Source organism: Aeromicrobium sp. NPDC092404, assembly GCF_040684095.1.
In the GTDB taxonomy this organism is placed as follows: Bacteria; Actinomycetota; Actinomycetes; order Propionibacteriales; family Nocardioidaceae; genus Aeromicrobium.
Map to the genome: position 1 here is coordinate 1,664,331 of NZ_JBFBFI010000001.1, position 25,930 is coordinate 1,690,260.

Consider the following 25,930-nt stretch of genomic DNA (forward strand, 5'->3'; position numbering starts at 1 on the left):
ATCGTTGTTCTGAGTCACGCCTGAGCACTACCCGCCCTGCGACGTGTCATGTCCGCCGCTTCGGGTATGTCTTCGCGGATGCGAGTCGCCACCTTCAACATCCTCAACGGGCGCACGCCGTCGGACCACCAGGTGGACCTCGGCGTCTTCCAGGAAGCCATCGCGTCACTTGATGCCGACGTGCTGGCCCTCCAGGAGGTCGATCGCAGCCAGCCACGGTCGGGTGGTGCCGACTTGACGGCCCTGGCTGCCGAGGCGATGGGCGCCGTCGATCACCGCTTCGTCGCAGCGCTGAGCGGCAGTCCCGGCGCGACGTGGATGGCCGCGACCGGACGCGAGCAGCCGGACGCTGCGGCGTACGGCATCGCCCTGCTCAGCCGGCACCCCGTGGCGGCCTGGGAGGTCATCCGGCTGCCGACCCTCCACACCCGCGTGCCGATGTGGTTCCGCGACAGCCGACTGCCGATGATGGTGCGAGACGAGCCGCGGGTCGCGGTGGCGGCGACCATCGAGACCCCCGACGGAGTCCTGACCGCGGCCAGCACCCACCTGTCGTTCGTGCCGTGGTGGGGCAGCCGTCAGCTGCGGTCGCTCACGACGTCGTTGGGCGGTCTCGCCCGCCCGCTGGTGCTGATGGGCGATCTCAACATGAGTCCCGGTCGTGCCGCCGGCATCACCGGCATGAGGAGCTTGGTCTCGGCGCCGACCTTCCCCGTCGACAAGCCCCTCGAGCAGCTCGACCACGTGCTCGGGGACGGGGACTGGCAGAGCATCACGGGCGCAGCCCACCGACTGCCGATCTCGGACCACCGCGCGCTCGTCGTCGACCTCGCGTGAATCGCGGGTTCAGCGCTCGTTGAGCGCGACGGCGCTTCGCACGAGCTCGACGAAGGCCCGCTCGTCCAGCTCGTGGCCCTGCTGGAGGTCGATCGCCCTGCGGGTCCCGCCGTCCAGGCTCGCGTTGAACAGACCGTGCGGGTCGTCGACCGACGCGCCCTTGGCGAACGTCACCTTGATCTTGTCCTTGTAGGTCTCGACGGTGCAGACGAGGCCCGAGCACGAGAACGTCGGCACGCCGTCAGGATTCGAGGCCTTGCGCCACTTGGCCTCCTCGACCGCGTCCGGCGCGGCCTCGAAGATCAGTCGCCGAACCTGCTCGACGGTCGCAGCGCGCCAGTCCTCAGCCATGGCGGCACCTAGGCGCCCCCTCCAGCAGGCGGAAGGGCCTCGTCAGCCGCCGAGCTGCTGGACCGAGGTGGCCAGGGCCTCGGCCTCGGCAGCGAGCTGCTCGTCGCCGGGATCGTCCCCCAGTCGTTCGGTCAACGCCGACCGGGAGACCACCTCGAGGGCGCCTCGGTGCTGCTCGTCGTCGCGCTGTCCGGGCTCGAGGACCTCGACGGCTCCCCCGACCAGTCCGAGGATCGCGTCCGGGGCGTCCGCCGCCAGCAGCTGGCGCAGGTGCTCGACGGTGATGGTGTGTGGCTCAGTCATGCCATGTCAGTGCCCCGTGTCGCCCGTACGCAATCGCGGCGAGACCAGGGCCGCGACCCGACAACACACACCCTGTGCCATAGATAGTATTTATGCTACCTTCCGTTCCATGAACCTTGACCAAGTTGCCTCGAGACCCGTGATCCGGGTGGACGACCTGCGCATGAGCTACGGCGACCACGTCGTGCTCGACGGCGTCACGTTCGAGGCCCGCCCCGGGGAGGTGCTTGCCCTGCTCGGCCCCAACGGCGCCGGCAAGAGCACGACGATCGAGATCCTCGAGGGCTTCCGCCATCGATCCGACGGCGACGTCGAGGTCCTCGGGCTCGACCCGGCCGAGGCTGACGAGACGTGGCGAGCGCGGCTCGGCATCGTCCAGCAGTCCTGGCGCGACCACGGCCGATGGGGCGTGCGCCAGCTGCTCGCGCACCTCGGCGCGTACTACGCACCCTTCTCGACGCCTTCCCGTCCTCGTCCCATGGACGTCGACGAGCTGCTGGCGACCGTCGGGCTCAGCGAGCACGCCCATCAGAAGGCGGGGTCGTTGTCCGGCGGTCAGCGTCGTCGCCTCGATGTCGCGATCGGCATCGTGGGCCGGCCTGACCTGCTGTTCCTCGACGAGCCCACGACCGGCTTCGACCCCCAGGCACGGCGGGACTTCCACGACGTCGTGCACCGGCTCGCCGACCTGGAGGGCACCACGATCCTGCTGACGACCCACGACCTCGACGAGGCGGAGAAGCTCGCCGACCGCATCCTGATCCTGGCCGGCGGACGGATCGTCGCCAACGGCAGCGCTGCCGAGCTGTCCCGCGAGGTCGAGGGGCGTACGGAGGTGCGGTGGAGCCGCAACGGCGAGCACTTCGTCCACGCCGCTGACGACGCCACCCGCTTCGTGCGCGAGCTCTTCGAGCAGCACGGCGACGCCATCGGCGACCTCGAGGTCCGCCGCAGCACCCTGGAGGACAGCTACATGACCCTGGTCCACCGCTACGAGACGGATCCGACGGCCGAACCCCGACCGATGGAGGTCGTCCGATGAGCGGCGTCACCAGCCTCCGACCGTCGAGCACGGTCCTGCACGCTGTCCGCCTCGGCATGCGGCGCGGCGGCATCGAGATGCTGCACAGCTTGACGAACCGGGCCGACCAGATCTGGATCGTCGTCATGAACGGCATCTTCGTCGGCGTCCTCCTGCTGCAACGCAACTCCGACCTCGGCGGCACGAGCTTCTCGCTCGCGGTCGCGACGCTGCCCGGACTCATCGGCATGAACGTCGTCATGGGCGGCTGGATGGGCACCGCGCAGATGCTCGCCGTGGAGCGCGAGGACGGCACGCTGCTGCGCGCCAAGTCCACGCCGAACGGGATGCTCGCCTACCTCGTCGCCCGGGTCACCCTGGCCGTGCTCAACACCGCGCTCGGCCTGGTGATCTTCCTCGTCGCCGGCCTGTTCCTGCTGCCCGGGCTCACCGACGTACCGGTCACCGGCTGGCTCATGCTGCTCAGCGTGTTCCTGCTGGGCATGCTCGCCACGATGCCCTGGGGCGCCGTCGTCGGGGCCTCGGTCAAGTCCGCCGGCGCCGGGTTCGGGCTGACGTTCCTGCCGATGGTCGTGCTGATCGCGATCTCGGGCATCTTCTACCCGATCACCGGCATGCCCGACTGGCTCCACCCCGTCGCCCAGGCCTTCCCGGTCTACTGGCTCGGGGCTGGCATGCGTGAGGCCCTGCTCCCCGACGCCGCAGCGGCGGCCGAGCTGGGCGGGGAGTTCCACACCCTGACGACGTTCGGAGTGCTCGGTGCCTACGCCGTCCTCGGCCTGCTCGTCGCACCTCGTGTGCTGCGGGCCATGGCGCGCAAGGAGTCCGGCTCCGCCGTCGAGAGCCGCAAGGCCAAGGCGATGCAGGGCTGGGGCTGACGTGGCGCCCAACGCGGAGCTCGTCCACCAGCGGATCGCGATGTTGCGCGCCGAACGCGGCATCTCCCGGCGCGAGCTCGCCGACGGTGTCGGCGTGCACTACCAGACGATCGGCTACCTCGAGCGCGGCGAGTTCAGCCCCAGCCTCCACCTGGCGCTGAGCATCGCTGGGTTCTTCGAGGTCCCGGTCGAGGTGATCTTCTCGCTGGAGCCCTTCCCCCGGCTCGGCGAGCAGACCGCTTGATCGCCGAGCACCTCCAGGCGCCTGGACGGTAGAGCCTCAAGCCGGGACCGGGAACAGCATCGGGAGCTCCCGCGCTGCCGTCGGGCGAGCCCACAGGTATCCCTGCCCCCAGTCGCACCCGAGCTCTCGGACCAGCCGCAGCTGCTCCTCGGTCTCGACCCCCTCGGCGATCGTCCGAAGGCCCAAGGACCGGGCGAGATCGGCGATGTTGCGGACCATCGCCCGGTTGGCCGGGTCGTTCTCGATGTCTCGCACGAACGTCTGGTCGATCTTCAGGACCGTGACCGGGAACAGCTTCAGGTGCTCGAAGTTGGAGTGACCGGTGCCGAAGTCGTCGAGGGCGACCGACACACCGAGGTCCACCAGGTCGCGCAGCACCTCGGCAGCGGGCTCCAACGCGGGCACCGCCTCGGTCTCGGTGATCTCGAGCACCAGCCGTCCGGGCGCGAGGCCACTGTGTCGCAGGGCGTCTCGTACCTGATCGACCAACGCCCCGTCGGCCAGCTGTTGAGCAGCGACGTTGACGCTGACCCACCGGTCGCCCGCCAGGTCGCGCGCCGCCAGGCACGCCTGGTTCAGGACCCATTCGCCGAGCAGCCCGAGCTGCCCACGGTCCTCGGCCAGCCCGATGAACTCCCCAGCACTGAGCAGCCCTCGCTCGGGATGCTGCCACCGCACCAGCGCTTCGACCCCGACGGTCTCCAGCGACCGCACGTCGACCACCGACTGGTAGGCGAGCCGGAGCTCTCCGCCGGCCAACGCGCGCTCGACGTCGTCCTGGTGGACCGGGCGTCGTCTGGCCTCGATGCTCATCTCGGGCCGGAAGACGCTGTAACGGTTGCGCCCACCGGCCTTGGCCTCGTACATCGCCACGTCGGCCTCCGCCACCAGGTCGTCGACGGATGCCGCCGGCCTGCCCGGGGCTACACCGATGCTGAAGTGGGCGATGTGCTCCGTGCCCGCCAGGACGATCGGAACCGACGTGGCCGCGATGACCCGGTCCATCACCCGCAACGACTCGTCGAGCGAGGTGTCCTCGAGCAGGATGGCGAACTCGTCTCCGCCGAAGCGGGCGACCGTGTCCTCCGGACGAAGGCAGGTGACGAGCCGCTCGCTCAGCTCGCAGAGCAACAGGTCGCCCGTGCTGTGCCCATACGTGTCGTTGACGGTCTTGAAGTCGTCGAGGTCGAGGAAGCAGATCACCAACGGGTGGGGTTGCCGGCGCTGTGTCGCCTGCTGGGCACGCTCGAGGAAGAGCGCCCGGTTGGGCAACCCGGTCAGGCTGTCGTGCGTGGCTCGCCGACGCAGCTCGTCCTCGAGCTGACGGCGTTCGGTGATGTCTCGGCTGTTGAGGACCAGCGCCTGCACCGTCGGGTCGTCGAGCAGGTCGGTCACCGCCGTCTCGGCGTACATGAACGTCCCATCGGCGTGCAGGAACCGGCACTCGATGCGCGCGCTGCCCTCGCTGCGAGCCCGCTCCAGCGCACTGCTGAACACCTCGACGTCGTCGGGGTGCACCCAGTCGCGGACCGGCCTCCCCACCAGCTGGTTGACCGGCACGTCGAACACCCGCGCAGCCGCCGAGCTCTGGTAGGTCACCTCGCCGGCGTCGTCCACCAGGGTCAGGACGTCACTGGAGTTGCGAGCCAGCGAGTGGTAGCGGGTCTCGGTGCCCTCGAGGTGCTCGAACGCTGCGCCGGCGAGCGTGGCGACGAAGGCCGCCAGCTGCCGTTCCTCGTCCCCGAACAGCCCGCTGACGCGCTGGTGGGTCACGTAGAAGCAGAACCGCACCTCGCCGTGCACCACGATCGGCGCAGCCAGCACCGACCGGACCTCGGAGAGGATCGCGCTGTCGTCCTCGCTGAGCTCGTCCTCGTCGACCACGACCGGTGCCATGCTCCTCACCGCGCGGCGGAGCAGTGCGCGACTGACGCGATCCACGATCTCGCCGGACTGGGTCGTCGAGCTGTCGTCGACGAGGGCCTCCCCGCTGATGATGTGGCACGAATCGCCACGCAGCAGGGTCAGGGCCGCCTCGCGTACGGCCGTGTGGACGGCTTGGGGCGTCGCAGCGGCGGTGATCGTTCGCCCGACGTCGAGCAAGGTCTCGAAGCGGTCGAAGCGCGACAACGTGAACCCGGCGACGGAGTCGACGGCGGTCCGCTGGGGTCGGCACGACTCGACGACTGCCAACGCGTCGGCCACCGCCTCCTCAGGTCCCCCACGCGCCCGCGCGACGTCCGCCGTCGCCAGCCGCGTCAGGGCCGCCTCGAACCGGGCGCCTTGCTGCTCTGCGACGGCCAGGCTGCGGCGCAGCAGCCGGCTCATCCTGCGACGCCGGTCACTGAGCGATGCCACCAGGCCGGCTTCTCGCAGGGCGTGAGGAGCGTTGTTGCGATAGCTGAACGCCCACCAGCGAGCCCGGCGAACCGCACGCCGCGCCGCGCGGACGGCTGCTGCCCGGCTGCGGGGGTCATGGACCGGGACCCGTTCGGCCTGCTCCCGTGCCACCGTCGCGCGCCAGGCAGCGACCGGTGCGACGTACTCCTGGCGCAGTCCCGCACGGCGGATCGTCGCCGCTGCCTCCTCCAGATGCTCCGCTGCGGCGGCCAGGTCACCGCGGTGCCGTGCGGCGATGCCGGCGGCCAGCCGCACCTCGGTCGCCGTGCTGGCGTCCAGGCCACCCAGCTCGAGCTCGGCCTCGATGAGCCGGACGTCGACGTCGCCTTCCATGGCTCGGGTCCACACGGAGAGGCCGACACCAGCAGCCGTACGGTCGCCGATCGCGACGGCCGAGCGGTAGACGCCCTCCGCGACTTCTGCGGCATCGGCCAACCGGCCCTGCCGGTGCAGGCACATGGCCAGGTTCCAGCCGGCCGTGTTGACCTCCCACTGGTCCCCCGTCGTCTCCAGCAGCCGGATGGCCTCGCGGCTCGCCTCCTCGCCTTCGACGAACCGCGACGCGGCGTACAGCGCGACCCCGGCAAAGCTCTGGCTCTGGCCCTGGCCCCAGACGTCCTTGTCGGCCCGGCGGATCTCGAGGGAGCGCGCTGCATAGCGCAGCGCACGTGCGAACAGGGGTCCCATCGTCGCCACCGGGGCGTGCTCCGAGCACGCCTGCCCGAGCTCCGGACTGGGTGGGTAGCGCTCGGCGAGGTTGAGTCCGCGCAGATGGCTCCAGGCGCAGGTCACCTTGCCGCTGTGGAACCAGTAGAGGTAGGCCAGTCGGCTGTGCAGGCGCATGGCCAGGAAGTCCTCGTCGCGGCCCGAGGGGTCGCGACGCCCTGTCGTCAGCCGCGGGAACAGCGTGTGGGTCACCTGCACCACCACCTCCCACACCAGGCGCAGCGCAAAGCCCGCGAACGTGCGCGGCACCGGTCGACCGAGTCGTGCCATGGCGCCTTCGAGGTGGTGCCTCGCCGTGGCGATGTCACCCTGCTTGAACGCGAGAGCGCCGAGCTTGCCGTCCAGCTCGGCCTGGCGGCCGCGGTCCGTCACCAGTGTGCGGGCGATGTCCAGCTGTCGCTGAGCCGCGGCGTAGGAGCCCTCGAGGGTCAGCACGTCGCCCAGTCCTTCTGCGACGACGAGCCTCGTGGGGTGGTCGTCGGGTGCCACGGCCCGTTCGGCCATGCGGTAGTGCGACAACGCCACGTCGAAGGCGTGCTGCGCTCGAGCGGTCGCGGCCGATCGCAGGGCGTACGGAAGCGACTCGTCGTGTCGTCCCGCGGCGTCGAGGTGGTAGGCGAGGTCGAACACGGAGACCTCGTCCTCGGGCAACGCGAGCATCGCGTCGGCCGCGCGACCGTGGAGCTGCTGCCGCTCGGTGTCGTCGAGCCGTGCGAGGAGCGCCTCGCGGATCTTGTCGTGCGAGAAGGCGCAGCGACCGGTCACGTCGTCGACCCACACCAGACGACGCCGAACCGCATCGTGGAGGATCTCCGCCGCGGCGTCGGTCTCGTCGGCGAGCTGTGTGGCCAGCACGAAGTCGAACTCCTTGCCGAGAGCAGCACCGGCGGACAGGACGCTCAGCGAGGACGGCGACAAGAGCTCGAGGCGGCGCACGAGGAAGCTGGCCGTCCGACGGGCGGTCTGCACGTGACGGAGCGCCCCCGGCTCGAAGCTCCAGCCGCGTGGCGTGCTGAGCAGTGCGCCGGACTCGACGAGTCCGCGCAGCACGGCGGCCCCCATGAGCGGGCTCCCGTCGGCGAGCCGGACGACGGCGCTGATCGCCGAGCTCGGCAGCGGCCCGGCCATCGACTCCGACAGCTGTCGCATCGCCGCGGGCAGGAGCGGACCGAGCTGCACAGACGTCGCCCTGCGTATGCTCCGCAGCGGATGGTCCGGTGGGACCTCCTCGGACCGGAACGCCACGACGACTCCGACGTGGTCGGGCAGCTCCGCTCCCTCGGCGAACACGTCGTCGAGCAGCTGGATGGTCAGCCGATCGGCCCATTGGAGGTCGTCGAACACCACGAGGCAGGGCTGCTCGGCATCACCGAGCAGGTGCAGCAGCCGGCGCAGGGCGGTCAGGCTCCGTTGCTCACCGAATCGCTCCGGACCGACGTCGGCCTCGTCGGCCGCGACTCCCAGCATCTCCGCCAACAGGGGCAGCGCCTGCGCGACCGGTCCCGCGCTCTCGCCGAGGCCGGCGCGCAGTGCCGCGCCGATCTCGGGCTGCTCCTCGTGTCGCGCAGCGAGCCCCTCCGCCAGGCCGTGCAGGACCTCGAACGGCCGAGCACCACTCTCGGCGACGCCCCGGCCACGGAGGACGGCAAGTCCCCCTGCCGCAGCGCGCGTCGACACCTCGGCGAGCAGCCTGCTCTTGCCGCCACCGGAGTCCGCCTCGAGGAGCACGAGGCCCGAACCACCGCGCCCCACCTCGTCGACGAACGCACCCAGCTGGGCGAGCTCGGCGTCGCGTCCCACGAAGTCAGGATCGGTCAGCGTACGGCGGTGGTCGTTCCGCCCCACGACCAGGCGCGGGTCCGTGTCGCCGCCTTCCCAGGCGTCGAGCAGCTTCCTGAGGTCGTACGCGAGCGCGGGTGCGGATTGATACCGGTCCCCCACCTCCTTGGCCAGCAGACGCTGCAAGATGGCGTCGACGGCCCGTGGCATGTCCGGACGTGTCGCCGCGAGCAGCGGCGCGGGGGTCGACAGGTGGTGCCGCAGCACCTCTCCCACGGTGGTGCCGGGAAAGGGTGGATGACCGGCGAGGATCTCGAAGAGCACGACCCCGACCGCGTACAGGTCGGCGCGCTCGTCGGGGCTGACCGAGAGCATCCCGGCAGCCTCCGGCGCCAGGTAGCGACAGGTCCCGACGAGATGGACGCCGACCGCGTCGTCGAGGAGGGGGCCGCGGGCGAATCCGAGGTCGACGAGCGTCGCACGGACCGGATCGGACTGGTTCACGATGATGTTGGCGGGTTTGACGTCGCGATGCAGGATGCCGGAGTCGTGCGCGGCGGTCAGCGCGCTGACGACGTCGAGCACGATCCTCAGTGCCGCGCCCAGAGAGGACGGCCCGCGACTGATCACCTGGTCGAGGGGCACGCCGGGCACGAACGGCTGCGCCAGGTACCAGTGCTGGTCAGCGACTCCCGCGTCGCTGAGCCCGACCAGCCCGTCGCCGGTCAGACCACGCAGGACCCGCGTCTCGTGCTCGAACCGCAGTCGCGCGAGGTCGTGGATGGCGCCGGGCGTGATCGTCTTCAGGACCACGTCCGACCTGGTCCTGGTGTCGATCGCGCGAAATGTCGTGGCCCCATGGCCGGACTTCAGGCAGGCGCCCAGCAGGTAGCGACCGGCGAACAGCTCGGCCGGTGCGACGGTCCCCTCCGCGTGATCCATGCAGTCCCATTCCACCGCCGTGAGGCGTCGTCGACATCGGCCCTACGACGTCTGGGAGCTGGGCGTCGTCCCTCCATGGTGGTGTTTGCCGAAAATTTTCACCATGACCAGCACGAAGCATCTTTCCTAGTCCTTCCTGTCATTGCAGGGCCGGTGCTCCTTCGGCACCGTACTGTCGGCTGTGGGAGCACCGGGCGCCATGCCCGTTCGAGCGAGGGAGCGCCGATGGTCGACCAGATCGAGATACGTATGCTCGGGCGGCTGTGGGTCAGGCGGGCGAACGGCGCTCTGGTGCCGTCGTCGCACTGGGCCGCCGGCAAGACGACGGACCTCCTGAGGCTGCTGGCCGTCCAGGCTGACCAGCCCGTCAGCTCGGAGACCCTCGTGGCTGCGCTCTGGCCGGACGTCACGAAGGAGAAGGGGATGGCGAGCCTGCGCACCGCGACCGCTCACATCCGTGCCGCGCTGGGGAAGAACAGCATCGAACGGCACCTGGGCGACCTGCAGCTCTGTGGGGCGTGGGTCGACGTCGGCGCCTACCGGCTGCTCGCCCTGGAGGTGGAGGGCGCTGCGCGCGCGGGAGACCTCGCCCGATCGGTCGCCATGGCCAAGGAGTCCGAGGCGCTCTATGTCGACGACTTCCGCGCCCACGACGACTCGAGCGGCTGGGCACGCACGATCCGTGACCACCTGATCGACCGCCGCAAGACCGTCCTCGCCACCGCTGCCGAGAGCGCCACCCGACTGGGTTGGATACGCGACGCCATCGAGCTGGCCACGGTCGCGGTTGCCCTTGACCCGTGCTTCGAGCGGGCGCACAGGACGCTCATGCAGGCCTACGCCGCCATCGGCGAGACCGACTCGGCTGTCCGCACCTATCAACGCTTCAGCCGAAACCTCAAGGCGAGCCTCGGGGCCGCGCCGTCGGCGCAGACCCGCGCCCTGCACCAACAGATCCTCGCTCCCGTCGAGAGTCCGGCCCCGGACAAGAAGCTGGTGGGCCGGGAGCGAGAGGTGCGAGCCTTGGTCGCGGCACTGGAAGCAGCGGCCGACGGCGACGGATCCGACGTCGTCTGTCTCGTCGGTCCTCCGGGCTCGGGCCGGGAGGCCCTTCTGCGCGCAGCGGTGGACCGCCTGGCGCATGCCTCGTTGCGGCCCGTACGGCCCGCCACCGCATCACGGCGCGGTCCGACCCCGGCACGGGTCACGCACGACGGGCGCACCGACGTCGCGGTCAAGGGTCCCGTCGACACCCGGCCCGAGAGGGCGCACGCCGAGCTGAGGGAGATGCTGGCGAGCATCGACCCCCAGGCCGGGCGGGTGCTGGTCGCGCTGACGTCTGGCGTGACCGCGCGGCTTCTCGCTGCCGATCCTGATGCCCGCTACCGCGTGACGACCGTGCAATCAGGCCCTCTCGACGAGTCCGACCTACGTCTGCTCTCGCGCGTCATCCTGACCGGTCCGCCCACGCCCCACCTGATCGCGACCTTGAGGTCTGTCACCGACGACCTCGCTGGTCGCGCCGTGGCCCAGCTCCGTGCGTGGATGGCGGCCGGGCAGATCATCTCCACCCCCCGCGGTCTCGACGTGGTGAGCGAGTCCGGCTTCGGCAGTGTCATGGCCGCGGGTGCGACCTTCCGGCTCCTGACCGAGCACCTCGACCCGAAGGACCTGGAGATCTGCCAGGTGCTCGCGGTCATCGACCAGGACGCCACGCCGAGCACCGTCATGGACGTGGTGGGGCACGATCGGCGTACCGCGTTGCGACGCTCCGAGATCGAGGACCGCATGGACCATCTCGCGGACCGGGGCTTCCTGCGCCTCAGCGATCAGGGGTACCAGTTCCGTGACCACGCGGTGCGCGACGCGTTCGAGCTGTGGTTGAGGCCCTCCGTTCGCGCTCGCATCCAGCGCCGCCTCGCCGGCGGAGGCCTGGAGGACGAGCGCGTGCCGGCCGGCACCTGGAGCGTCCCACGGGCCCTGGTGGACCGGCGAGCGCCGGTCCGAGGCCGCCGCGCAGCCGATCGTCTGTGACCCCGCGCTCGACGCGATCCTCCACGCGCGCTGTCAGTCGAGGACCGCGTAGAGGCGGACGATGCGGCCGTCCTCGACGATCGCGAAGTTCATCCCCGCCAGACTGGGATCCTCTCCCGGGACACCGAGCTGCCAATGGAAGATCACGGCGTCGTCGACGTGCTTGACCGGCTTCGTCAAGGAGAACTCGGAAGTCGGCCTCATCATCGTGGCCAGAGTGTGGATGCGTTCGATGAAAGCCTCTCGACCGTCCACCGGGCCGTCTTGATCGACGTAACGAACGCCTTCAGCGAACAACCGTTGAATCGCCGCCCGGCGTCGCTCGCCTTCTGGCTCGTTCGACACCTCCTCGAGGTACGCAGCAACGAGGTCCTCAGGATCCATCCCTCCAGTGTGCCGCCGTCCGAGCTCGCGTGCCAGCTGCATCCTGGCGTGCCTCGATCCGGGCATGACAAAGGCCCCTGACCGGCATTTCTGCTGGTCAGGGGCCTTCATTGGTAGCGGGGACAGGATTTGAACCTGTGACCTCTGGGTTATGAGCCCAGCGAGCTACCGAGCTGCTCCACCCCGCGTCGCCTGCTCCACTTTACGGGTCGGGGACCCGCGGATCAAATCCGGGGTCCCCCGCCGTCCTACTTCTTCTCGGCCGAGACGGCCTTCTGGGCGTCCTCGATGGCCTGCGCCATCTGGCCGACCCTCCGCTGGTACGTCGCGAGGTCGCCGTCCTTGAGTGCCGCTTGCGCCTGGTCGTAGTAGCGCGAAGCGTCGTCGAGGAGCTCCGACGCGGTCTGGTCGGCGTCGGATGGCGGGTCGTCGTCGGGCGCCGGATCAGGGTCGGACTCGCCGGACGTGTTGCCCTCCTCAAGGCCGAGCGCCACCCGCAGCGCCTCGTCGAGCGACTCGCCGAACCCGACATCGTCGCCGAACGAGGCGAGGACGTACTGCAGCTGCGGATAGGACCCCTCGGAGGCCTGCCGCTTGATGTAGACCGGTTGGACGTACAGGAGTCCTCCGCCGACCGGCAGCGTCAACAGGTTGCCGTACTGGATGTCGGTGCCGGCCTGCTTGAACGGCAGCAACGCCTGGGTCACCCCGTTGTCGGTCTGCAGCTTGTTGGCGATCTGGCTCGGACCGTCGACCTGGCTGCCGCTCGCCAGCTGCAGGATCTGCATCTTGCCGAAGTCCTCGGTGTCGGTCGCCTCGGAGTTGACCGACACGAACGCCGCGAGGTTCTGCCGCTTGTTGGGCAGGTAGACGCTCGTCAGGCTGAACGTGGGGACGTCCTCGCCGGGCGTGGAGGTCGACAGGTAGTACGGCGGCTGCAGCGCCGTCGAGCTGCCCGGAGCCGTCGGGTCCTCCGGCACCTTCCACCGCTGGTCGTCGTTGTAGAACGCCTGGGGATCGGTCACGTGGTAGCGCTGCAGCACGTCGCGCTGCACCTTGAACAGGTCGACCGGGTAGCGCAGGTGCTCGAGCAGCCCGTTGCTGATCTTGCTCTTGGACTCCACGACGCCGGGGAACACCTTCATCCAGGTCTTGAGCACCGGGTCCTTGGTGTCCCACTGGTAGAGCTTGACCGTGCCGTCGTACGCGTCGACGACGGCCTTGACCGAGTTGCGCATGTAGTTGACCTGGTCGGTTGGCAGCGCGGCCTGCGAGTTGCCGTCGGCGGTCAACGTGTCGGCCGTGGCCTCGCGCAGCGAGCGGTGCTCGGAGTAGGGGTAGGAGTTGCTGGTCGTGTAGCCGTCGACGATCCAGACGACTCGGCCGTTGACCACCGCCGGGTAGGAGTCACCGTCGACCGTGAGCCACGGCGCGACCTTCTTGACCCGGTCGCGGGGCTCCCGGTCGTAGAGGATCTTGGACTCGGAGTTGACCCGGCCCGACAGCACGATGTTGGGCTCGGCGAACTTGAAGGCGTACAGCGCCTTGTTGAACAGGTTGCCGACGGGCACACCGCCCTTGCCGTCGTACGTGTTCTGGGTGACGCTCGCCTTGCCGTCGTCGTCGGCAGCAGCGCCGCTGCGCGGGATGTCGACCTCGATCGGCTCGGCACCCTTGGGCCGCCCGACGATCGAGTACGACGGGGACTGCTCGCCGAAGTAGATCCGCGGCGGCGTGGTGGTCTTGATCTCGCCGACCATGGGGATGTCACGGGCGGTGAACACGGGCTCACCGTTGGCGCCGCGCTGGTTGCCCCGGGCTGCGATCACGCCGTAGCCGTGGGTGTAGACCGTGTGGTCGTTGGTCCAGTTGCGCTGGGTGTCCTGCAGGCCGTCGAGGTTGAGCTCGCGAGCCGCGATGATGGTGTCCTGCGGCCGGTCCTCGCCCTCGAGCTGGTAGCGGTCGACGTCGAGGGTCCGGGGCACGGTGTAGTAGCCGCGCACCTGCTGGAGCTGCTGGAACGCGTCGGAGATCAGCGTCGGGTCGAGCAGGCGGGTGCTGACCCGTGACTCCGCCGACGCGGCGAGGGCTGCGGGCGTCAGGTCGGTCTTGGCCGAGTAGGTCTGCACGTCGGTGTCGGCGACGTCGAACGCCTGCCGCGTCGCCTCGATGTTCCTGGCGATGTAGGGCCCCTCCTTGTCCGGCTCCGACGGGTTGACCTGGAAGCCCTGCATCACGGCAGGCCAGATGGCGCCAATGAGGATCGAGGTGAGAGCCAACAGGCCCAGGCCGATCGCCGGCAGGGCCCAGGACCGGATGAAGATCGCGGCGAAGAACAGCAGGGCGCACACGATCGCGACGCCGATCAGGATGTTCTTGCTGGGGATGCGCGCGTTGGCGTCGGTGTAGGTGATGCCGTCGACCAGACCGCCCGAGCCGATCGCCAGACCGAAACGGTCGAGGTAGTACGAGACCGCGCGCAGCAGCACGCCGATGCCGACCAGCACCGACAGGTGCACCTGCGCGGCACGCGTGAGCTTCGGGCCGCGCCCGGCGATCCGGATGCCGCCGTAGACGTAGTTGAGGAACAGCACCGTGAGCACCGTGATGACGATCATCGCGAACGAGAACGACGTCAGGAACCGCCACCACGGGTAGTCGAAGACGTAGAACCCCACGTCCTTGCCGAACTGGGCGTCCTTGGTGCCGAACGACGTGCCGTGCCGCCACTTCTGGAACGTGTCCCAGTGCGCCGCGGCGACCGAGCCGGAGAAGCCGGTCAGGACGAGGCCGAAGCCGATCGCGAGCGGGCGAAGCAACGGCGTGAGCGCCAGTCGGTAGCGGTAGGCCGGGTCGTCCCGGCGCATTGGCGCCGCGTCGGGACGTGTGCGGTAGGCGACGACGAGGTTGCCGACGACGAACAGCCCGAAGATCAGCCCCATGATCAAGAACAGCGAGACCCGCGTCAGCAGCACGCTGCGGAACACGTCGCTGTAGCCGACCGACTTGAACCAGAGGCGATCGGTCCAGACGCTCGTGAAGATCGAGCCGAGGAACAGCAGCAGTGCCAACGTGATGAGGGTGGGCACCAGCACGCGCTGACGCCGGTCAGGTCCTTGCCGGGGCTCCCTGCGAGGGCGGGGGGTTCCGAAGATGTCGCTCACGTGGCTCCTGGTGACGGGGTGACAAGACTCTATGCCAGAGTGCGGCGGAGGTGTTCGATCAGGCCCGGTACGAGATCGGGCCCCTCCAGCAGCTCGGCATCATGGGGTTCTCGGGCGCGTACGGCACTGTGTGCCTGCCCGTCGCGCACCACGGCGGCGACGAGGCGCACCTCGCGGCGGTCCGGGTGAGCCGCGACGACGGCGAGCAGCTCGTCGGGGTCGTCCGGCAACGACGCCTCGGCCTCGGGCGGCAGCATGATGCGCTCGACGACGGCGGCACAGCCTGTGACGGCATCGGGCCAGGTGATCTCGGTCAGCAGGTCCTCGAGCTCCCGCCCGGACGGCAGCTCCTGCTCGACGGGCGTCATGCTGGCTGCGTCTCCGGCGAGCTGCTCCGCGAGTCCCGGCTCCCGGGCGATCAGCTCGGCGGTGGGCACGAGGGCGAACAGTCGTGGCGGCTGGTCCCACCCCTCGGCGCCCACGTGCGACTCGACCTCGAGCGCGGCCTGGCGCAGCGGCGAGTCCGGCATCAGCTGCATGTCGGGACCTTGGCGTGCGCGTCCTTGGCCAGCGCCTCGAGCGACGAGATCGCGTCGTCGAGCTCGGAGATCTTGACCAGCTGCAGTCCGTGGTCGTCGCCGTCGGTGGCCTCGGCGCAGTTGGCGGCCGGGACCAGGAAGATCGTGGCGCCGCCGTCGGCGGCCCCGGCGATCTTCTGGCGGATGCCGCCGATCGGCCCGACCGTGCCCTCGGGGGTCATCTCACCGGTGCCGGCGATCTTGTTGCCACCGGTCAGTGAGCCGGGCGTCAGCTTGTCGTAGATCGCGAGCGCGAACATCGTGCCGGCGCTGGGCCCGCCGACGGTACGACCGACGTTGTTGTCGATCTTGATGGGGTAGGTGTAGGTCACCCCGATCGTGATGCCGACCCGCGGGATGCTCTTGTCCTCGGGATCGGCCCGGGTCGTGACCGGGACCTGCAGCGACCGGCCCTTGCGCTCGACCGTCATGCGTACGACCTCGCCCGGCTCGTGCGTGCCGACGGCCTTGACGACCTGGTCCGGCGTGGTGACCTTGCTGCCGTCGACGGCGGTGAAGACGTCGCCGGGCTTGAGGACCTTGGCCGATGCGCCGTCCTTGACCACGCCGGCGACCGACGGACGGCCGGTGACGGTGTAGCCGGCGGCACGCAAGGCAGCCACCCGCGAGGAGTCCTTGGAGCCGGACAGCTGGGCGGCGGACTCGGCGGTCGACTCCTCCTGCGTCTCGTTGTCGGGGTAGATCAGGTCCTTGGGCACGACGGCCTTGTCGCCGTCGAAGTAGGCCGCGACGGCTTCGACCAGCGAGAGGTTCTGCTCGGGCCCTCCCACACGTACGGTGGTGAAGTCGAGCGAGCCGCTCGTCGGGTAGGTCTTGACGCCGTCGCCGAACGTGAACATCGGCTTGCCGTTGAACTCGCCCAACGTGTCGTAGGCCGGCCCCGGCTGCAGGCGTACGTAGGGCACCGGCACCATCCAGGCCAGGCAGCTCAGCACGATCAAAGAGAGTGTTGCGACGACCATCGTCGTGTAGCGAGCACTCAGCTTCGACGGGTCGGACACACCCTGAGCCTAGTCAGTGCCGGCAACCTCGGGGCCTCCGGCCGGGGCGTCGGGCGAACCCACCCATGCGGCGTCGCCCGAGGTGTAGGTCTGGTGCTTCCACACCGGCACGTCGGTCTTGAGCTCGTCGATGAGGCGCCGGCAGGCCTCGAACGCCTGCGCGCGGTGTGCTGCCGACGCGGCCACGACGACCGCCAGGTCACCCACCGCCAGGTCCCCGACGCGGTGCACGCCGGCCAAGCCGACCACGTCGCACTCGTCGGCGATGCGCTGCGCGACGTCCTGCAGACGCGCCAAAGCGGTCGGGTGCGAGGAGTAGCCGAGGGCGGCGACCTCCTGACCCTCGTCGTGGTCGCGCACCGTCCCGATGAACATGCAGATGCCGCCCGCGACGGGGTCGGTCACCGCGTCGTACACCTCGTCGAGGCTCAGCGGTGCGTCACGGATGTCGAGCAAGCGTACGGCAGTCATGGTCGATTCATCGTAGGGCGAACACAGATCCCGTGGGACCTGCGGATCCGGTCGCTACTGTTGCCGTATGGCCGAGAACGAGAACGAAGAGCCCGAGAACCCCTTCAAGGGCACGCCCATGGAGCAGCTGTTCGGGGCGTTCTCCGGCGGCCAGATGGACATGAACCAGATCATGGGCCAGATGCAGAAGATGTTCGCCCCGCACGAGGGCAGCGTCAACTTCGACCTCGCCAAGGACGTCGCGCGGCACACCGTCGCCGCCGCGGGCCCCGACCCGTCGCCCAGCTCCGCGCAGCAGGGTGCCGTCGACGACGCCGCACAGCTCGCCGAGTCCTGGCTCGACACCGTCACGTCGATGCCCGTCGGCGCCACCACCGCGACCGCGTGGAGCAGGGCCGAGTGGATCGAGGCGACCTCCGGCACCTGGCAGCAGCTCGTCGAGCCGATCGCCGCACACGTCGTCAAGGCGATGGGCGAGGCACTGCCCGACGAGGCCAAGGCCATGGCCGGCCCGCTCATCGGCATGCTGTCCCAGGCCGGCGGAGCCATGTTCGGCCAGCAGGTCGGCCAGGCCCTCGGCGGGCTCGCAGGCGAGGTCGTGTCGTCGACCGACATCGGCATCCCCCTCGGCCCGGAGCGCATCGCCGCCGTCCTGCCGTCCGGGGTCGAGGCATTCGGCGAGGGCCTCGAGCACAAGGCGTCCGACGTGCTCCTCTACGTCGTCCTGCGCGAGTGCGCCCACCACCGCCTGTTCCACCACGCCCCGTGGCTCCGGCCCGCCCTCGTCGGGGCGGTCGAGGAGTTCGGCCGCGGCACCCGCATCGACGTGGGGGCGATCGAGTCGCAGCTGCACGGCCTCGATCCCTCGCGCCCCGAGGAGCTCCAGGAAGCTCTTGCAGGTGGCCTGTTCGAGCCCGAGCGCACGCCCGAGCAGCAGCGCGCCCTCGACCGCCTCGAGACGCTGCTCGCCTTCATCGAGGGCTGGGTCGACGAGATCGTCACGCAGGCGACCAAGGACCGGATGCCGGCCGCGGCACCGCTCGCCGAGGCGATGCGCCGTCGGCGCGCCGCCGGTGGCCCGGCCGAGCAGACGTTCGCCTCGCTGGTCGGGCTGGAGCTCCGGCCCCGCAAGCTCCGCGAGGCCACGACGCTCTGGGCCGCGTTGCGCGACCGGCAGGGTGCCGACGCCCGCGACGCCGTCTGGAGCCACCCGGACCTGATGCCGTCGACGGCGGACCTCGACGATCCGCTGGGCTTCGCCCAGGGCGAGCACCGTACGCAGAGCGACGACGACTTCGACGCCGCGCTCGGCGAGCTGCTCGACAACGACCCCGGTGAGGCCGGCGAGTCCGAGCCCGGCGCCGACGGCCCCCGCGAGTGACGCTGCGTGACGACGCGCACGGCGTCCTGCATGCGTGGGCCGCGCCCGACGACGAGCAGGAGCGGCTGCGCCGGCTGTACGTCGCGCACACCGAGACGTACGCCGATGCGATGAGCCGGGAGTGCCACCCGGACCACCTGACCGCGAGCGCGATCATCTTCTCCGCCGATCACGAGCGCGTGCTCCTGACGCTGCACCGTGTCATCAAGCGGTGGTTGCAGACCGGGGGGCATTGCGAGCCTGGTGATGCGACCCTCACCGAGGCGGCGCTGCGGGAGGGCCGCGAGGAGAGCGGCATCCACGATCTCGCGATCGATCCCGTGCCCGTGCTGCTGTCGCGCCACGAGGTGCCGTGCGGCCCGGTGCGCCCGGCGCACCACCTCGACGTGCAGTACGTCGCCGTCGCCCCGGCGGGCGCGCGTCACGTCATCAGTGACGAGTCGGACGATCTCGCGTGGTTCGACGTCGAGGCGCTGCCTGCGGAGACGGACGACTCGGTCAGGGCGCTGATCGCTGCTGCCAGGACACGCCTTCGAGGAAGCCCTTAGCCTTCGCGGTCTCCGGGTAGGCCTCGACGAGCGCCCAGAACCGCTTGCTGTGGTTGGGCTCGATCAGGTGGGCCAGCTCGTGCAGCAGGACGTAGTCGACGACCCACTCCGGCATGCCCTTGAGCCGGTCCGACAGCCGGATGCTGCGGTCGGCGCTGGTGCACGATCCCCATCGGCTGTTCTGGTTGCCGACCCAGCGCACGGACAACGGCACTGCGCGTCCGTTGAGGAAGGTCTCGGACAGCTGGGTCGCCCGCGCCCGGAGGTCGTCGTCGCTCGGGCGGACGCGCTGCTCGCGGCGGTCGAGTCGCTCGACCAGGCTGCGCACGTGGCGCTCCTCCTCGGCCGCAGACAGGTGGGCCGGCATCAGCACGATGGTCTTGTCGCCCTCGCGGTAGGCGCGCACCGTGCGCTTGCGCCGTGCGCTGCGACGGATCTCGACCTCTCCCATGCCGAAAACCTATCTCGGTCCGCCGACCTTTCGTCCGTCCACAACGCGGTCTGTGCAAAGCGGCTGGTCACACAGGCAGATCAGCGATGGGTGTGGGACGGGCACACAGGTTGTGCACCGTCTCGTCCACATGCCCTCTCGGCGTTCCCCACAAGTTGTCCCCACAGTTATCCACAGGCGTGGACAACAGGTGCTGGAAACCGGTTGCCCTCACCGCCGAAGAGCCCTAGCGTGAGCGCCACTCGAGGCTCTCGACGGAGCTCGCAAGGGGAAGGCAAGCTCCGTCGGGAGCCTCGCTCGTGTGCCGGCCGCCCGGTGCCACCGCGACGCGGGATTTCCGCCGCGACGACGCGCCGAAGCCCTTTACGCTCGGCTGAGCGTGAAACGCCCCCCTCGCGCGTACGCTGAACGTGACTAGCACCACATCGGCAAGGAGGCCGCAATGTCGGAAACATGGAGTGGCGAGTTCTACTGCGTCAAGTGCAAGGAAAAGCGCGAGGCGTCCGGAGAGGTCCACGTCAGTGACAAGGGCACTCGTATGGCCAAGGGCGTCTGCCCGGTCTGTGGCACCAAGCTGAACCGGATCCTCGGTAAGGCCTGAGCCACCCGCGGGGATCCGGGCCCCGCACTTCCCCGAGCTTTGCGGAGGATCCGACACCATGTCGGGTCCTCCGCACTCGTGTGTGTGGACGGCGTGCTCGCTCGATCAGCCTCGAGCAGCGACGCTGAGGCCATGGCCTTCCGTCCCGCGCTCCGGCCCGGAGCCCCACTCCTGCGCAGGGACGCGACGCACCTGCAGGTCGGCACCTCCCCCGGCATCGTCTTCGCCGACCGCCCGGGGCTGGTCGAGCTGCTGCGCCTGCTCGACGGGGCCCGGGACGTCGAGCGCCTGGCTGCCGTCGCCCGTGCGACGATCCCCGAGCTCGGCAGGCCAGTGGCCGAGGTCCTCGCCGAGCTGCGATCCGCCGGCGTGGTCTTCGACGCCACGAGATGGAGCGGTGCCCGGCGTCGTGGCATGGACGCCGAGGCCCGCCATGCCGACGTCGTCGGTGACGACCCGGCCCGACTGCGCCACCGGCAGGCGTACGGGCTGTCGGTGCACGCGGACGCCGGCAGCCGGCGACTGGCCGAGATCGCGCAGGCGATCCTCACGGACTCCGGAGTGACCGACCTCGGCGCGGACGAGCCCGACCTCTTGGTCGTCGTCTCGTGCGGTGAACCCGCACGCACCGTGTTCGAGCAGTCCGTTCGGCTCGGCCTCGACCACCTGCCTGTCGTGATCGACGAGGACCGGGTGCGGATCGGACCGCTGGTGCGACCCGGCTTCACGCCGTGCATGTCCTGCCACGACCTGCACCGTGCCGACTGGGACCGCGCCTGGCCCGCCCTGGTGCACCAGCTCGGCCGCCAGACCGCGACGATGACACCGCCGGCCGTCGGCGCCGTGACGCTGCACGCGGCGGCCCTCGAGATCGCGGTCGAGGTGCTGGCGCACGCAGAGGGCCGGCCCGGCCGCACGACGGGTCGCTGCCTGGTGGTCGGCCCGGCGCACGACGAGCGGGCGGCCTGGCCGCTGGCGTTCCACCACGCCTGCACCTGTGACCTGCTCCGCGCCGCCTGATGGGGTCCCCGCGACTATCCTGACCAGGTGCCCAAGACTCCCGACCAGCCCGACGGGCCGGACCGACCAGGTGCGCCCGGCAAGGGTGCTCCTGCTGGTCGGCCGCTGACCGGCAGCGCGTTCCTGCGCACCGCGCGCCTCGCGTCGCTGCCGGTGGGGTTCGCCGGGCGGACGACCCTGGGGCTCGGCAAGCGCATGGTCGGCGCGCCGGCCAACGTCGTGCTCAACGAGGTCCAGCGGCGCACGGCTGACCAGATCTTCTCGGTGCTCGGGCAGCTCAAGGGTGGGGCGATGAAGTTCGGCCAGGCCATGAGCATCTTCGAGGCCGCCCTGCCCGAGGAGTTCATCGGTCCCTATCGCGAGACGCTCGTCAAGCTGCAGGACGCCGCACCGCCCATGCCACCCGACACCGTCCACCGCGTCATGACCGAGGAGTTCGGCGCCGACTGGCGCGAGCAGTTCACCTCGTTCGAGGACAAGCCGGCCGCCTCGGCCTCGATCGGCCAGGTGCATCGTGCGGTGTGGGCCGACGGCCAGGAGGTGGCGGTCAAGCTGCAGTACCCCGGGGCCGCCAAGGCCCTGACGGCCGACCTCAAGCAGATTGCGCGGCTGGCCCGCTTGTTCGGCACCCTGGCGCCGGGCCTGGACGTCAAGCCGCTGGTCCAGGAGCTGCAGGACCGTGTCGCCGAGGAGCTCGACTACACCCTCGAGGCGGGTGCGCAGAGCGTGTTCGCCGCCGAGTTCGACGGTGACCCGGAGATCGTCGTCGCGGACGTGCTCGCCTACACCGAGCACGCGCTCGTCTCGACCTGGCTGGAGAGCGACCACTCGCTCGCGCAGGTCATCACCAACGGCACGCAGGAGGAGCGCGACCGCTACGGAGAGGCGTACGTCAGGTTCCTGTTCGCCGGCCCGAGCCGCACGGGGATGCTGCACGCCGATCCGCACCCGGGCAACTTCCGCATCATGCCCGACGGCCGCCTCGGGGTCGTCGACTACGGCGCCGTTGCCCGGCTGCCCGACGGACTGCCCGAGCCCGTGGGCCGCCTGCTGCGCCACGCGGTCGACGGAGAGTACGACCTCGTGCTGGAGGGCCTGCGCGACGAGGGGTTCCTGAAACGGACGACCGACCTCGACGCCGACACGATCGCGCGGTACATCGGACCGTTCGTCGAGCCGGCCAGCGTCGAACGCTTCACGTTCAGCCGCGAGTGGATGCGCGCGCAGACGCTGCGGGTCAGCGCGTTGACGTCGGAGGGCATGGGCACGGCGATGAAGATCAACCTGCCGCCGCAGTACCTGTTGATCCACCGGGTGTGGCTGGGCGGTGTCGGCGTGCTGAGCCAGCTCGGCGCCACGGCGCCCTTCCGCACGATCCTCGAGGAGTCGCTGCCCGGATTTGCCGAAGCCTGAGCAAGCCCTCCGAGGTGTGGCGGGACGCGCCACCACCGGCCCGGGGATCGTGGTGGTCGACCCGCCGACGCGGAGTCAGCGTGACTTGATGAGCTCCAGCACCGAGTCGGCGTACTTCTCGAGCTTGGCCGGTCCGATGCCCGGCACCTTGGCGAGCGCGTCGGGGTCGGCCGGCTTGACCTCGGCGATCGACTGCAAGGTGGCGTCGGTGAAGATCACGTAGGCCGGCTTGCCCTGCTCGGTCGCCTGCTCGGTGCGCCAGGCGCGGAGCTGCTCGTAGAGCTCCTCGTCGTAGGTCGCCGGGCAGTCCTCGCAGCGGCCGCGCTTGCGGTCGGCGACCGCTAGGACCGTGTTGCACACGCGGCACTTGGCGACCTTGCGCTCGCGCGGCTGTCGCGCAGTCTGGCGTGCCTCGTGGTCGGCGGGCAGCAGAGGGTCGAGGAAGCGGGTGGGCCGGCGGTTGCCACGGCCACCGCGGTTGCGGGTCACCGCCCACGAGATCATCAGGTCGTGCCGCGCCCGGGTCAGCCCGACGTAGAACAGCCGGCGCTCCTCCTCGACCGCCGCAGGCGTGTCGGCATGGACGCTCGGCATCATGCCCTCGTGCATGCCGACGCAGAACACGGCATCCCACTCCAGGCCCTTGGCCGAGTGCAGGGTCGCCAGCGTGACGCCGTCAGCAGCCGGGGCGTGCGCCTGGTCGGCGCGCCGGTCGAGGTCGGCGACGAGGGCCGTGAGGTCGGCAGCAGGATCGGACTCGACCAGCTCGGCGGCCATCGAGACGATCGCGTGCAGCGACTCCCAGCGGTCGCGCACGGCACCAGCGGCCGTCGGCGGCTCGTCGGTGTGGCCCATCGCGGCGAAGATCGCCCGCACCTCCTGGACCAGCTCGCCACCGCCCTCGCCGCCCCGCGCCGCGCCGCGCAGCAAGGTCACCGCCTGGCGTACCTCGGCTCGCCGGAAGAACCCCTCGACACCCCGCAGGACGTAGGGGATGCCGTGCTCGCCCAGCGCCTCCTCGAACGCCTCGGACTGGGCGTTGATGCGGAACAGGATGGCCATCTCCTTGTAGGACACGCCCCGGCGGTGGAGCAACGAGATCTCGCTCGCCACCGCGGCGGCCTCGGCCTGCTCGTCGGGGAAGCCGATGTAGGTCACCGGGTCGCCGGGCTCCTGCTGCGACTGCAGGCGTACGCCGTCGGTGCCGTTGGTGCGGCTGAAGACTGCGTTGGCGGCGGCGACGATCTGGGGCGTGGACCGGTAGTTGCGGACCAGCTCGATGCGCTGCGCACCCTGGTGGCGCCGGCCGAATGACGCCAGGATCTCGGGCGATGCACCGGCGAACGAGTAGATCGTCTGACGCGGGTCGCCCACGACGCAGATGTCGTTGCGGCCGCCGAGCCACAGCTCGAGCAACGTCGACTGCAACGGGTTGACGTCCTGGAACTCGTCGACCACGAACCAGCGGTACTGCTGGCGCACCTGCGCCGCGATGCGCTCGTCGTCGGCGAGGATCGCGGCGGTGATCAGGAGGATGTCCTCCATGTCGATGCGGCCGCGGTCGCGCTTGACGTCTTCGTAGGCCGCCATGATGTTGCCGACCGTGGGGTGGTCGAGGTCGGCGACCTCACGACGGGCGGGACCGGCCGCGGCGGCGTAGGCGGCAGGCCGGATGTTGGACACCTTGGCCCACTCGATCTCGGCCGACAGGTCGCGCAGCAACGGGGTGTCCGTGCGCAAGCCCAGCCGCCGGGCCGCCTCGGCGACGAGGGCGAACTTGGAAGCCGTGACCTCAGGGAACTCGCCGCCGTAGACCTGGGGCCAGAAGTAACGGGCCTGACGCAGCGCAGCCGAGTGGAACGTCCTGGCCTGGACGCCCTCGGCGCCGAGCTGGCGCAACCGCGTGCGCATCTCGCCGGCCGCGCGGGCCGTGAAGGTGACGGCGAGGACCTCGGTCGGCTTGTAGACGCCGGTCGCCACGCCGTACGCCATGCGGTGGGTGATCGCGCGGGTCTTGCCGGTGCCGGCACCCGCGATGACACTGACCGGGCCGCGGAGCGCCTGGGCGACCTCTCGCTGCTCAGGATCCAGGCCGGTCAGCAGGTCGTCGGCGTCCGGCACGCGGGCTCCTCACTGGTCATGGCGGAATGGGCGAATCGGTCTCGGTGTTGAGATGATCAAGACTAGTCGTCGAAGGAGACACTCCATGTCGGGCACGTTCACGATGTACTCCACCCCCTGGTGCGGGTACTGCCACCGGCTCAAGGGCCAGCTGAAGCGCGAGGGCATCGAGTTCGACGAGGTCGACATCGAGCAGCAGCCGGAGGCCGCCTTCATCGTCGAGCAGGCCAACAACGGCAACCAGACCGTCCCCACGCTGGTGTTCGCCGACGGCACCGCACTGACCAACCCGTCGGTCGCGCAGGTCAAGGCCCAGCTCGCGTCCTAGGCCCAGCGGCCGTGGATGGTGCCTCCGTGCCAGGTCTGCAGCAGCCAGCGAGAGATCGACACGTTCGGAGGCAGGAGCAGATCGCTCGAGGCCGTCATCTCGGTGACCTCGTCGCGAGTGAACCACCGCGCCTCGGCGATCTCGTCCTGGTCGACCGTGATGTCTGACGTCTCCGCCTGACCGAAGAAGCCCAGCATCAGGCTCGACGGGAACGGCCACGGCTGGCTCGCCGCGTAGGTCACCTCGCCGACCTCGATGCCGACCTCCTCCATGACCTCACGCCGAACGGCGTCGTCGAGCGACTCCCCCGGCTCGACGAACCCGGCCAGCGTCGAGAAGCGCCCTTCGGGCCAGCTCGGCTGCCGGCCCAGGAGCGCCCGGTCGTCGCCATCGGTGATGAGCATGATGACGGCGGGGTCCGTACGCGGGAAGTGGTGCGTGCCGCAGGCCGGGCAGATGCGTACGTGACCGGCCTCGGCGATGTCGGTCGGCTGACCGCAGCTCGCGCAGAACCGATGGTTCTGGTGCCACCTGGCGATGCCGACGGCGTGCACGCCAAGCGACGCCTCGTCGGCGGCGATCGTCGGGCCGAGGACTCGCAGGCTCACCGGCTCGAGCTCCGCGGGCACTCGGTCGACCATGACCGCGGCGTGACGAACGTCGTCCTTGGTGCCCAGGAAGATCCACTCGCCCTCCGGCGCCTCGTCGATCCCGATCCACCGGATGCCGGCGCCGCCGTCGGTGGCGACGTGCTCGCCGCCGATGACCATCACGCGGACGTCGGGGCCACGCCAGGCGTCGGCCTTGCGGAGGTGAGCGGAACGGTCGTGCTGCGTGCGATCGAAGGCGTAGTCCACGGGCCCACGGTAGTCGGCCGCTCATCAACTTTGGTTGACACGGCATGCTCATCAA

22 protein-coding genes and 1 tRNA gene are annotated in these 25,930 nt (G+C 70.2%); 11 read left to right on the plus strand and 12 right to left on the minus strand.

From position 1 onward, the window contains the following. Positions 1-78: 78 nt before the first annotated feature. The gene (locus tag AB0N22_RS08445) at positions 79-837 is read left to right on the plus strand and encodes an endonuclease/exonuclease/phosphatase family protein (protein WP_364638082.1); all 759 of its coding nucleotides are present in this window, start codon (positions 79-81) and stop codon (positions 835-837) included. 9 nt (positions 838-846) lie between these two features. Here AB0N22_RS08445 and AB0N22_RS08450 read toward each other — a convergent pair whose 3' ends face one another. Further along, positions 847-1,188, minus strand: coding sequence for a DUF1801 domain-containing protein (locus AB0N22_RS08450; RefSeq protein WP_364638084.1), 342 nt, complete (start codon positions 1,186-1,188; stop codon positions 847-849). A gap of 42 nt (positions 1,189-1,230) precedes the next feature. After that, positions 1,231-1,491 (minus strand): hypothetical protein, encoded by a 261-nt coding sequence (locus AB0N22_RS08455; protein WP_364638086.1) that lies wholly within the window; start codon positions 1,489-1,491, stop codon positions 1,231-1,233. 109 nt (positions 1,492-1,600) lie between these two features. Between AB0N22_RS08455 and AB0N22_RS08460 the strand changes: the two genes are divergently transcribed. The 3 genes from AB0N22_RS08460 to AB0N22_RS08470 are packed head-to-tail and all read left to right on the plus strand — an operon-like array spanning position 1,601 to position 3,655. Further along, positions 1,601-2,533 carry an ABC transporter ATP-binding protein gene (locus tag AB0N22_RS08460; RefSeq protein ID WP_364638090.1) on the plus strand — a complete coding sequence of 311 codons (933 nt, stop codon included), beginning with the start codon at positions 1,601-1,603 and terminating at the stop codon, positions 2,531-2,533. After that, positions 2,530-3,411, plus strand: a complete 882-nt coding sequence (locus AB0N22_RS08465) for an ABC transporter permease (protein WP_364638093.1) — start codon at positions 2,530-2,532, stop codon at positions 3,409-3,411. Before AB0N22_RS08460 ends, AB0N22_RS08465 begins: the two co-directional genes overlap by 4 nt. Position 3,412: 1 nt before the next feature. Further along, a complete protein-coding gene (locus AB0N22_RS08470) occupies positions 3,413-3,655 on the plus strand; it encodes a helix-turn-helix transcriptional regulator (RefSeq protein ID WP_364638096.1) in 243 nt (80 codons plus the stop codon). A 36-nt stretch (positions 3,656-3,691) separates the two neighbouring features. On the opposite strand, the gene AB0N22_RS08475 is transcribed toward AB0N22_RS08470, so the two are convergent. Further along, a complete protein-coding gene (locus tag AB0N22_RS08475) occupies positions 3,692-9,502 on the minus strand; it encodes an EAL domain-containing protein (RefSeq protein WP_364638099.1) in 5,811 nt (1,936 codons plus the stop codon). A 225-nt stretch (positions 9,503-9,727) separates the two neighbouring features. On the opposite strand from AB0N22_RS08475, the gene AB0N22_RS08480 reads away from it, so the two are divergent. After that, entirely contained in the window at positions 9,728-11,536 is a 1,809-nt protein-coding gene (locus AB0N22_RS08480; RefSeq protein ID WP_364638102.1) for a bacterial transcriptional activator domain-containing protein, read from the plus strand. A gap of 33 nt (positions 11,537-11,569) precedes the next feature. On the opposite strand, the gene AB0N22_RS08485 is transcribed toward AB0N22_RS08480, so the two are convergent. The 6 genes from AB0N22_RS08485 to AB0N22_RS08510 form a co-directional block, all read right to left on the minus strand. Then, positions 11,570-11,920: a nuclear transport factor 2 family protein gene (locus tag AB0N22_RS08485; protein WP_364638106.1), complete on the minus strand. Its 351-nt coding sequence runs from the start codon at positions 11,918-11,920 to the stop codon at positions 11,570-11,572. 111 nt (positions 11,921-12,031) lie between these two features. Further along, positions 12,032-12,108: transfer RNA gene (locus AB0N22_RS08490), tRNA-Met, on the minus strand. 60 nt (positions 12,109-12,168) lie between these two features. Beyond that, entirely contained in the window at positions 12,169-15,084 is a 2,916-nt protein-coding gene (locus AB0N22_RS08495) for a UPF0182 family protein (RefSeq protein WP_364638109.1), read from the minus strand. A gap of 29 nt (positions 15,085-15,113) precedes the next feature. Further along, a complete protein-coding gene (locus tag AB0N22_RS08500) occupies positions 15,114-15,623 on the minus strand; it encodes a PPA1309 family protein (RefSeq protein ID WP_364638112.1) in 510 nt (169 codons plus the stop codon). Continuing rightward, positions 15,614-16,684, minus strand: coding sequence for a PDZ domain-containing protein (locus AB0N22_RS08505; RefSeq protein ID WP_364638115.1), 1,071 nt, complete (start codon positions 16,682-16,684; stop codon positions 15,614-15,616). The genes AB0N22_RS08500 and AB0N22_RS08505 overlap by 10 nt, the downstream gene beginning before the upstream one ends. A gap of 9 nt (positions 16,685-16,693) precedes the next feature. Further along, the gene (locus tag AB0N22_RS08510) at positions 16,694-17,155 is read right to left on the minus strand and encodes a molybdenum cofactor biosynthesis protein MoaE (protein WP_364638118.1); all 462 of its coding nucleotides are present in this window, start codon (positions 17,153-17,155) and stop codon (positions 16,694-16,696) included. 67 nt (positions 17,156-17,222) lie between these two features. Between AB0N22_RS08510 and AB0N22_RS08515 the strand changes: the two genes are divergently transcribed. Continuing rightward, a complete protein-coding gene (locus AB0N22_RS08515) occupies positions 17,223-18,536 on the plus strand; it encodes a zinc-dependent metalloprotease (protein WP_364638120.1) in 1,314 nt (437 codons plus the stop codon). After that, on the plus strand, positions 18,533-19,084 hold the full coding sequence (locus tag AB0N22_RS08520) for an NUDIX domain-containing protein (protein WP_364638123.1): 552 nt from the start codon (positions 18,533-18,535) through the stop codon (positions 19,082-19,084). The genes AB0N22_RS08515 and AB0N22_RS08520 overlap by 4 nt, the downstream gene beginning before the upstream one ends. Here the strand turns inward: AB0N22_RS08520 and AB0N22_RS08525 are convergent. Then, positions 19,035-19,535: a M48 family metallopeptidase gene (locus AB0N22_RS08525; protein WP_364638126.1), complete on the minus strand. Its 501-nt coding sequence runs from the start codon at positions 19,533-19,535 to the stop codon at positions 19,035-19,037. The two genes, AB0N22_RS08520 and AB0N22_RS08525, sit on opposite strands and share 50 nt — an antisense overlap. 442 nt (positions 19,536-19,977) lie before the next feature. Between AB0N22_RS08525 and AB0N22_RS08530 the strand changes: the two genes are divergently transcribed. The 3 genes from AB0N22_RS08530 to AB0N22_RS08540 all read left to right on the plus strand — a co-directional run bounded on the left by AB0N22_RS08530 (position 19,978) and on the right by AB0N22_RS08540 (position 22,569). Continuing rightward, complete coding sequence (locus tag AB0N22_RS08530; protein WP_200935378.1) at positions 19,978-20,136, plus strand: DUF5679 domain-containing protein; 159 nt, start codon at positions 19,978-19,980, stop codon at positions 20,134-20,136. Positions 20,137-20,268: 132 nt separating this feature from the next. After that, positions 20,269-21,156 carry a hypothetical protein gene (locus tag AB0N22_RS08535; RefSeq protein WP_364638129.1) on the plus strand — a complete coding sequence of 296 codons (888 nt, stop codon included), beginning with the start codon at positions 20,269-20,271 and terminating at the stop codon, positions 21,154-21,156. A gap of 27 nt (positions 21,157-21,183) precedes the next feature. Beyond that, positions 21,184-22,569 (plus strand): AarF/ABC1/UbiB kinase family protein, encoded by a 1,386-nt coding sequence (locus AB0N22_RS08540; protein ID WP_364638132.1) that lies wholly within the window; start codon positions 21,184-21,186, stop codon positions 22,567-22,569. Between the two features lie 75 nt (positions 22,570-22,644). Here the strand turns inward: AB0N22_RS08540 and AB0N22_RS08545 are convergent, their stop codons facing one another. Further along, entirely contained in the window at positions 22,645-24,690 is a 2,046-nt protein-coding gene (locus AB0N22_RS08545) for an ATP-dependent DNA helicase UvrD2 (RefSeq protein ID WP_364638135.1), read from the minus strand. Between the two features lie 85 nt (positions 24,691-24,775). Between AB0N22_RS08545 and AB0N22_RS08550 the strand changes: the two genes are divergently transcribed. Beyond that, the gene (locus tag AB0N22_RS08550) at positions 24,776-25,018 is read left to right on the plus strand and encodes a mycoredoxin (protein WP_364638138.1); all 243 of its coding nucleotides are present in this window, start codon (positions 24,776-24,778) and stop codon (positions 25,016-25,018) included. Here AB0N22_RS08550 and nudC read toward each other — a convergent pair. Continuing rightward, positions 25,015-25,875, minus strand: a complete 861-nt coding sequence (gene nudC, locus AB0N22_RS08555; protein ID WP_364638141.1) for an NAD(+) diphosphatase — start codon at positions 25,873-25,875, stop codon at positions 25,015-25,017. The two genes, AB0N22_RS08550 and nudC, sit on opposite strands and share 4 nt — an antisense overlap. Positions 25,876-25,930: the final 55 nt, after the last annotated feature.